This window comes from uncultured Gimesia sp., from assembly GCF_937919775.1.
In the GTDB taxonomy this organism is placed as follows: domain Bacteria; phylum Planctomycetota; class Planctomycetia; order Planctomycetales; family Planctomycetaceae; genus Gimesia.
The window spans coordinates 1-2,562 of sequence record NZ_CALFPF010000312.1; the positions used below are offsets into that span (position 1 = coordinate 1).

The 2,562-nt window shown below is 49.7% G+C and carries 2 protein-coding genes; both read right to left on the reverse strand.

The window, feature by feature from the left end:
- Positions 1-1,410 (reverse strand): serine/threonine-protein kinase (locus Q0294_RS08585; protein ID WP_299463380.1); only part of this gene is annotated, 1,410 nt, incomplete at its 3' end.
- A gap of 221 nt (positions 1,411-1,631) precedes the next feature.
- Entirely contained in the window at positions 1,632-2,522 is an 891-nt protein-coding gene (locus tag Q0294_RS08590; RefSeq protein WP_366917932.1) for a phosphoribosylaminoimidazolesuccinocarboxamide synthase, read from the reverse strand.
- Positions 2,523-2,562 lie beyond the last annotated feature (40 nt).

The following is a 2,562-nucleotide window of genomic DNA, read 5'->3' on the forward strand; positions in this document are numbered from 1 at the left end:
ACCGAGGTAACATAATCCGGCTATTACCCCGAGATAAATGATCAGTGACATCCAGCCCCAAGTCCCTTCTGCCAGATTCTTGAAAAACCGGCGGCGATGCCTGCGATCGTAATCACGGCTGATTTCCTTAATTTTATCTTCCATATTCACCGCACGCGCATCGGCTTTATCTTTGATCGTTCGGACCTGCATGACGGAATCGAATTCCGGACATTGTGCCAGCGAAATAAACTGGCCCTCAGCAGTTCGTTTGACCTTCGCGGAAGTGTTAATCACCCCGGCCTTCACCCCCTGCTTGATCTGTGCAACAGTCATTTTACTGACCATTGTTTTGCCGGCTGCATTCTGATGCTGAATAAACCAGACCCGCTTCTCGACGACATCTTTCGTTTTACTCGCAGATTGTGCCGCATCTTTTGCGGAATTAATCTCATGCCCGCTACTCCGTTTCGGAGCGCCAGCAGACGAGACTTTACTGCCCCCTTTGCGACGAACTCGCGAACCGCTGGCCACTTCTCCGGAATCGATAAAGCTGAGCGACGGTGATTCAAGGTCCATGTCTTCCAGCAACGCCATGATCTCGGCACAGTTGTTAAACCGATGGTCCGGATTTTTCGCCATCATTTTTTCAATCAGCAGATCCAGTTTTTCGGGAACTTCCGGATTGAGTTTTCGTACCGGTTCAAATTTCCCTGACTCCTTGGCCATAATCAATTCCAGAGCCGAATCGCCGGTGAAGGGAAACTTGCCGGTCAGGAAATTATAGAATGTTCCCCCTAATGCATAAATGTCCGTCCGATGGTCAACATGTTTGGCATTCCGCGCCTGCTCGGGAGGCATATAGAGAGGCGTTCCCAGCCCGGTGCCGCTTTGTGTCATCGAGTTATCTTCATCGGTGGCTTTGGCGAGCCCCAGGTCGGCCACCTTCACAATACCTTTGCTTGTAACTAGAATATTATCGGGTTTAATATCGCGATGAATCAGATTGGACTCATGTGCATGCGAGAGCGCATCCAGACAGGCGAGTATGATGAATGTCGCATCACCGACGGAAAGTTTCTTCAGTTCATTCATCCAATCCTGCATGCTTTTACCATCGATATATTCAATGGCAACGTAGTGGAACCCGCGGTCTTCACCCACAGCATAACAGCGGACCACATTCGGATGATCCAGCTTGGCCATCGCTTTGGCTTCGCGGTAAAAACGTTCCACAAAATTAGGATCGTTGGCAAATTTTTTCTTCAGCGTCTTGACGGCCACTTTACGATCCAGGCTCTCCTGTTCTGCCAGATAGACATCGCCCATGCCTCCGGCTCCCAGCTTACGTTTCAGGCGGAATTCTCCCAGGTGAGTAATTTTAGCCGAAGATGCTGCCTCTTTTTGAGGTGAGGCTTCTGATGAAGACATTGTTCCATTCTCCTGTTAAGCCCGCGAAGAAATATATCGATGAATAAAAAGATATCATTGCAGCTATCGCTTCATTTTGCAGGTTGTTGATAGAAAGAAATGACTCCTGAAAAAGACTGGCACGCACCCCCTTCTCCAGGCAAACCTGCTCTGCCCAGTATAAACAGAACCGGGGGGAATAGCCATTATTTCCTGTCAAACCAAAAGAGAATTTGACCCGACTACCAGATACATTCCGTTCCTGTCAGCATCCGAAATGCTTCAAAGTACTTTTCACGTGTTTTCAACACGATTTCTTCAGGGAGCACGGGGGGAGTGCTGTTTTTATCCCACGAGGTGGTTTCCAGCCAGTCACGCACATACTGCTTATCCAGAGAAGGCTGAGGGCCTCCAGGCTGGTAATGCTCGGCAGGCCAGAAACGGGAACTGTCAGGGGTTAACACTTCATCAATCAGAATCGGCTTTCCGTCCAGCAGACCAAATTCAAACTTCGTATCTGCCAGGATAATTCCCCGCTGGCGCGCATACTCTGCCCCTTGTTGATATATCTGAATGCTCAGATCCCGCAGTGTCTCTGCCAGCTCCTGACCGATGGCATCACTCATGGCCTGGAAAGAGACATTCTCATCGTGCCCCGTTTCGGCTTTCGTAGCCGGCGTAAATAATGGCTGAGGCAGCAGATCACTCTGCTGCAAGCCCTTCGCAAGCTCAACCCCGCAAACAGCTCCCGTTGCCAGATAATCCTTCCAGCCGGAACCGGAAAGATAACCGCGGACGACACACTCGAAGGGCACCACTTCCGTTTTTTTCACGACCATACATCGACCGTGCAGTACGTCCAGGTCTGCGTTCTCGGGGAGAGGTAAGTCGGCAGGATTCATGCTCAGCAGATGATTGGGAATGTTTTCAATACGCTCAAACCAGAATCGGCTGATTTGAGTCAACACCCTGCCTTTATCCGGAATCCCGGGAGACAAATTCCAGTCAAACGCACTGATCCGGTCTGTCGCCACGAATAATAAGCGATCCCCAAAATCATAAACGTCGCGAACTTTTCCCCGTTTGACTGGTATGCCCGAAAGCGAACTTTCCATAAGTGCTGCTGAAGTCATAAACCGTGACCACCATAATTAAAAATCCATGAATTTGAAC